Origin of the sequence: Sphingomonas sp. (assembly GCF_025353885.1) — a bacterium.
GTDB lineage: Bacteria > Pseudomonadota > Alphaproteobacteria > Sphingomonadales > Sphingomonadaceae > Sphingomonas_O.
Window position 1 is genome coordinate 20,869 of the sequence record NZ_JANXNX010000038.1, and the last position, 6,550, is coordinate 27,418.

Genomic DNA, 6,550 nt, shown 5'->3' on the forward strand with positions numbered 1-6,550 from the left:
GTGGAGGGGCTTGAGTAATGGCTTTAATTATCAAACCGCATGACGCCTACAGCGTTGCCGCACAGGAAGATCGCTGCGCGCCCCGGCATCCTCTCGCGATCCAGGCGACCCTTCGGCCATCGGGCGCGACCGGTTTCAACACCGTTGTCACCGACCTTTCACTCGGTGGATTCGCCGTGCAGGCCATCACCTCCATGCATTCGGGCACATTGTGCTGGCTTACGCTGCCCGGCCTCGGCGGGTTGCAGGCCGAAGTAATCTGGAACGATGGAAATTCGGTTGGGTGCGCATTCGCAACTCTGCTGAACCCGGCCGTGCTTCAGGCCATCGTTGCACGCCGCTAAGCCGGTTTCACCAGCGTAACCTGCGAAACCTGGATCCCGCCGCCTCTGAAGCCGCCCTCGCAATACATCAGGTAATAGCGCCATAGCGCAACGAACTTGGCATCAAAGCCGTGCGGGAGCCGGTCGTTCTCTACGGCGTCGTCAAAACGCCCGCGCCAACGCCGCAACGTCTCGGCATAGTGCAGGTTGAAGTCGCGCTGATCGGTCCAAGCAAGTCCCCGCGCCTCTGCAAGTGCGCGAAACCGGCTTTCGGAAATGAGCATGCCGCCCGGAAACACATAGGTCTGGATAAAATCGGCGCTGGAGGCGTAGGATTCGAAGATGTCGTCGGCAATCGAGATATACTGGAGTGCCGCCCGCCCGCCCGGTTTCAGGCAGCGCACGACCGCATCCAGGAAGTAGGGCCAATATTCCTGCCCGACGGCCTCGATCATTTCGACACTGGCCAAGCCGTCATATTGGCCGATCACGTCGCGGTAATCGACCAGCGATACCACGGCTTCCCCCTGCAACGCGTGATCCGCAAACGCCTTTTGGTTGGGGGAAAGCGTCAGTCCCGTAGCCACATACCCGCGTTGGATGGCGGCCTCCAGCAGGCCACCCCATCCACAGCCGATCTCCAGCAGCGCCTGGCCTGGCTGGAGGTTCAAACGGTCGAGGATCGCCACCATCTTACGGTTCTGGGCCTCGGCAAGCGGCCCGGCCACATCCTCATCTTCGAACAGCGCCGACGAGTATGTCATCGTCGGATCGAGCCACGCCGCGTAAAACTCATTGCCCAGGTCATAGTGCGCCATGATGTTGCGGCGGGCGCCCGACATGCTGTTTCGCCGCAGCGCGTGACGCAGCTGCATGGCAATGCGCGAAAATCCCCCTGCCCGCGCGGTCTTTCCCAGCGTCGCGCGATTACGCATGAACAGATCAAATAGCGGCACTGGGTCGGGGCTTGACCATTCACCCGCAGCCCATGCCTCGTACCATCCCACTGATCCCGACTGGGCAAGCCGTAACAGCGCCCGCCAGCGGTGAAGCGTCACGATCACCACCGGTCCAGGCGCGCGGCCACCGAGGATGCGCGCCGTTCCGTCAGGCAAGCTCGCCTGTAGTGTGCCGACCGCCAGCCCGGCATTGATACGGTCAAGCATCAGGCCGAACGCGCGGGCGGTAATTCGGTCGATCCATCTCGTTCGCTGGAGCGGGTTGTGGTGAGAAGATACCGTGGCGTTCATTGTCCGGCGGCTTGTGCCCACCCCATTGCGCCTCGGCAAGTGCTGCTAGGTTTTCATTGTCCGATAGGCCGCCAGCGCGCGCTCGCGACCTTCGCGATGACCGATCAGCGGAACGGGGTAATCGGGCGGGGCCCGCCCCCAGCTATGGGGATCGTGGATCACCGCGTCGGGCAGCGTCGCGAGCTCGGGAACCCAGCGCCGGATATATCGCTCCGCATCAAATTTCTCCGACTGGACCAGCGGCGCCATGATCCGCACGAACATATTCGAATCGACCCCGGTGCCCGCCACCCACTGCCAGTTTACGCTATTCGAATTATAATCGGCATCGACCAGCGTGTCCCAGAACCAGCGCTCGCCGCGTCGCCAGTCGATCAGCAGATGCTTGATCAGGAACGATGCCACGATCATCCGGACACGGTTATGCATCCAGCCCGTCGTCCAGAGCTGACGCATCCCCGCGTCGACGATTGGATAGCCCGTGCGCCCCTGTGTCCAGGCGGTGAAGTCGGCATCGGCATCCGGGCCGGTACGCCAGTTCAAGCCGTCGAAGTCAGGGCGAGCGTTGACTGTCCCATATTCGGGAAACTGGTCGATCGCGTTGGCAGCATAATCGCGCCACCCGATCTCGCGAAGAAAGGGCTCGCCATCGCCCTCCGCTTTGACAACGTGATGCCAGACCGTTGTCGGCGAGATTTCGCCGTGATGAAGATGTGGCGACAGGCGCGAGGTGCCCTCCTCAGACGGCATGTTCCGGGCGCGGTCGTAGTCGGCTGATTCACCCAAAAAGTTTTGCAACGCGGACGTGGCGCCCGCCTCCCCCGGCATCCAGTCACTGAAACCCTGCGACCAGTCCGGCGTCGTCGGCAGCAGTTTCCAATCGGCCAGGCTGTCGGTCCTTGCCGACACACCCTCGATCCTGCCCGGCGGATCCTGCGGCGGCGGGGGTGGCATCAGCTGGCTCAGCGCCCGCCAATAGGGGGTAAATATCTTGTAGCGCCCACCGCTGCCGGTCTTCAGCACCGAAGGGGGAGCAAGGTAATTGCCGTCAACCAACGTCAGCCCTTCGCCGAGCTGTTCGTCGAGCGCCTTCCACCACGGCTCGTACAGCCGGGTCGCGAAGATCTTTGCAGCGCAGGTTTCCCTGGCGAGGGCATCGAGTTGAGCGATGCTGTCTCCCCGGCGCAGGATCAAAGTAACCCCCTTCGCTTTCAGCGAATCGGCCAGCGCAACCAAGCTGTGATGTAGCCACCACCGCTGCGCTCCGCCGATGGCATGATCGCCCGGTGCCTTGTCGTCGAGAACATAAACCGCAGCGACCGGTCCCTCCGCTACCGCAGCAAGCAGGGCCGGATTGTCCGACAGGCGAAGGTCCTGCCGAAACCAGAAGATCGAGGGGGATGCCATGTGCGCTGACGAACCCATCAAATGACGTGCGGTTCCTTTTCGATTTCCCAGGTCTGCCCGCGCGCGATCAAGGCCTGCAGGTCGGGCGTCTTGCCCTTCGCCGCTTCGACGTTCTGCGCGACGACGGCACTTTCAAAAGTCGGTTGCGGGTTGTCGTAGAGGACGCCGAGCGCGACGGGATAATCGCCCGCCGGCATCTCGACTAGCATATGGGCCAGTGCGCGGTTGGTGACGTCATGAATTTGCACGCCAGCTGTCGCCCAATCATTATCGACCACATCGACAATCTCGAACCGCAGGTCATCGCGATTGATCCGCAAACCCTTGGTGCCATTGCCGAACAGCATCGGCTTGCCCTCTTCGAGCCACAACTGCCCGTTGGCCGCATTCGCTTTGTCGGTAAAGGGTGCGAAGACGTCGTCGTTGTAAACGATGCAGTTCTGAAAGATTTCGACGAACGCCGCGCCCTTATGGCGATAGGCCGCCTTCAGGACTTCGGGCAGCTTCTTGTTGATGTCGATCCCGCGCGCGATGAACCGCCCCCCCGATCCCAGCGCGAACGCGCAGGGCGAGGCCGGCGCATCGACCGAACCGAACGGCGTCGACGGCGACCGTGTGCCGACGCGTGAGGTCGGCGAATATTGGCCCTTGGTCAGGCCATAGATCTCGTTGTTGAACAGCAGGACCTGGCAATCGAGATTGCGGCGGAGCAGGTGCATCGTGTGATTGCCACCGATCGACAAGGCATCGCCGTCACCGGTGATAATCCACACGTCGAGTTCGGGATTGGCCAGCTTTACTCCCGTCGCGACTGCGGGCGCACGACCGTGGATCGTGTGAAAGCCATAAGTCTCCATGTAATAGGGGAACCGCGACGAACAGCCGATCCCGCTGACGAAGACCGTGTTTTCTGGACGCGCGCCGATTTCGGGCATCGTCCGCTGGACAGCCTTTAGTACCGCGTAATCGCCGCAACCGGGGCACCAGCGCACCTCTTGGTCGGTCTCCCAGTCCTTGGGAGTCGAGGTGCGAATGGGGGTCATGTCGTTCATTCGAGGTCCTTTAGAGTCACAGGAATCACTCTAGATGAGCAATTAAGTTGCTTCGTCGAGCAACAATTCAATAGCGTCTTCAATTTCTGATATCTTGAACGGCTGGCCCGAAACCTTGTTCAACGGTTTCGCATCGACCAGGAATTCGTCGCGCAATACCGTCTTCAACTGGCCCGTATTCATTTCGGGGACGAGGATATGCTCATATCCACGCAGTAGGACAGCGAGATTTCGCGGCAGCGGCCAGATGTGGCGAATATGGACATGGGCCACGTCACGCCCCAACGCGCGCTGGCGACGCACCGCCTGATGGATCGGCCCAAAAGTGGAACCCCAACCAACGACGACGAGCTTGCCCGAAGTCGCGCCCAGTTCGACCGCCTGCTCGGGGATATGGTCGGCAATCCCGTCGATCTTGGCCTTGCGGATGTCGGTCATCGCCTGATGATTGGCGGGTTCATAGTTGATGTGACCGGTATCGATGGCCTTTTCGATGCCACCAATCCGGTGCAGCAAGTTCGGCGTGCCCGGACGCACCCACGGACGCTTCAGCTTTTCATCGCGGCCGTAGGGCTTGAAGCCACCCTCTGGCACGGCATCCAGAAACGTCACCGGGAACGGCGTGAAGCTGCTGGTATCTGGCACTTTCCAAGGCTCGGCGGCGTTGGCGATATAGCCGTCGGTCAGCAGCATCACCGGGGTCATGAACTGCGTGGCGAGCCGCACCGCTTCGATTGCGCAATCAAAAGCATCGGCGGGCGATCGCGCCGCAATGACGGGCATCGGCGCATCGCCATTGCGGCCATAAACCGCCTGATAGAGATCGGATTGCTCGGTCTTGGTCGGCAAGCCGGTCGAGGGACCGCCCCGCTGCGAATTGACGATCACCAGTGGCAGTTCGGTCATGATGGCAAGGCCCATGGCCTCCCCCTTCAACGCGATACCCGGACCCGACGAGGACGTGACGCCCAGTTGCCCGGCATAACTCGCCCCGATGGCGCTGGCGATGGCGGCAATCTCATCTTCGGCCTGGAAGGTCGTGACGCCGAACTCCTTCAGGCGCGACAGGAAATGCAGGATCGCGGAGGCCGGGGTGATCGGATAGCCGCCGAAGAACATCTTGACGCCAGCTAGCTGGACACCTGCGACAAGACCCATTGCGATCGATTCAGCACCGGTGACAGTGCGATACAGGCCGGGTTCGGCGGGTGCCGGGGCCACGCTGTGTTGCTTCACCGATGGTCCCAGCTCGGCCGTTTCGCCATAAGCATGACCCGCGTTTAGCGCCGCGATATTGGCTTCGGCCAGCACCGGCATCTTGGCGAATTTCGTCTTCAGCCAGTCGACGATCGGATCGCGCGAACGGTCGAACATCCAGAGCGCCAGCCCCAGCGTCCACATGTTCTTGCACCGTAACGCCTCCTTATTGCCGAGGCCGAACGGCTTCACGGCATCAAGCGTCAGCTGCGAAATGTTGAACGAAATGAGCTGGTATTTTGCGAGGCTGCCATCGGTCAGCGGCGAGACTTCATAGTGCGCCTTTGTAAGGTTGCGGACGCCGAATTCGCCCTCGTCGGCGATAATCAGGCCACCGGGCTTCAGCGCGCCGACGTTGGTTTTCAGTGCCGCCGGGTTCATCGCGACCAGCACGTCGGGGGCATCGCCCGCAGTATCGATGGCGGTCGATCCGAAATTGATTTGGAACGCCGAAACGCCGAACAACGTCCCCTGCGGCGCGCGAATTTCGGCGGGAAAGTCGGGAAATGTCGCCAGATCATTGCCCGCCAGCGCGGTCGACAGAGTAAATTGGCCGCCCGTCAACTGCATCCCGTCGCCCGAATCTCCTGCGAAGCGGACGACGATGGATTCGGCAACGGGGTGGGCGTTGGCTTCGGCGGGGGTCAGTTCGTGAACGGCGGAGGCCATGATTCATCCTGCTATGTATCGGTTGCCCATAGAGCGCGAACGCTGTTGTCGCAAAACAGTAAAACTCACGGGCATGTTAATCCAGATATGTCGCATCCAGAGTTCGCATCGTTCGCGCATGCCGTGCGGCGACGGCGCGAACGTCATCGCCATAGCCCCCACCCATCGCACTGGCGAGCGGGATGCCGAGCGCACGTGCGCGACCGGCGACCAGCGTATCACGCGCCGCGATGCCTGCGTCAGACAAGTCGAGGCGACCGAGCTTGTCGTCCGCGTGAACATCGACACCGGCCTGGAACAAGATGAGGTCGGGACGGGCCAAATCGATCATCTGGTTCAGCGCGGGGACCAGCGCGGCCAGATAGGCGTCGTCGCCGGTCCCGTCGGGCAGCGCCACATCGAGGGTCGATTGCGCCTTGCGAACCGGGAAATTCCTGTTGGCATGAAGCGAAAGCGTAGTGATGTCGTCACGTCCGGCCAAGATCGTTGCGGTGCCGTCACCCTGATGGACGTCGCAATCGACGATCAGGATGCGCGTCGCATCGCCCTCTCCGACCAGGCGCAGTGCCGCAATGGCGAGATCGTTGAAGAC

General features: G+C 61.7%; 6 protein-coding genes. 1 reads left to right on the forward strand and 5 read right to left on the reverse strand.

The window, feature by feature from the left end; translation table 11 throughout:
* Positions 1-17: 17 nt before the first annotated feature.
* Positions 18-344, forward strand: a complete 327-nt coding sequence (locus Q0R02_RS04265) for a PilZ domain-containing protein (protein WP_293881157.1) — start codon at positions 18-20, stop codon at positions 342-344.
* Here the strand turns inward: Q0R02_RS04265 and Q0R02_RS04270 are convergent.
* The 5 genes from Q0R02_RS04270 to Q0R02_RS04290 form a co-directional block, all read right to left on the reverse strand.
* The gene (locus Q0R02_RS04270) at positions 341-1,489 is read right to left on the reverse strand and encodes a cyclopropane-fatty-acyl-phospholipid synthase family protein (RefSeq protein ID WP_293881167.1); all 1,149 of its coding nucleotides are present in this window, start codon (positions 1,487-1,489) and stop codon (positions 341-343) included. The two genes, Q0R02_RS04265 and Q0R02_RS04270, sit on opposite strands and share 4 nt — an antisense overlap.
* 129 nt (positions 1,490-1,618) lie before the next feature.
* The gene (locus Q0R02_RS04275; protein ID WP_293881169.1) at positions 1,619-2,980 is read right to left on the reverse strand and encodes a deoxyribodipyrimidine photo-lyase; all 1,362 of its coding nucleotides are present in this window, start codon (positions 2,978-2,980) and stop codon (positions 1,619-1,621) included.
* 17 nt (positions 2,981-2,997) lie between these two features.
* On the reverse strand, positions 2,998-4,032 hold the full coding sequence (locus tag Q0R02_RS04280; protein ID WP_293881159.1) for a 2-oxoacid:ferredoxin oxidoreductase subunit beta: 1,035 nt from the start codon (positions 4,030-4,032) through the stop codon (positions 2,998-3,000).
* Positions 4,033-4,074: 42 nt separating this feature from the next.
* Positions 4,075-5,958 carry a 2-oxoacid:acceptor oxidoreductase subunit alpha gene (locus Q0R02_RS04285; protein WP_293881161.1) on the reverse strand — a complete coding sequence of 628 codons (1,884 nt, stop codon included), beginning with the start codon at positions 5,956-5,958 and terminating at the stop codon, positions 4,075-4,077.
* A gap of 76 nt (positions 5,959-6,034) precedes the next feature.
* Positions 6,035-6,550 (reverse strand): histone deacetylase (locus Q0R02_RS04290; RefSeq protein ID WP_293881162.1); only part of this gene is annotated, 516 nt, incomplete at its 5' end.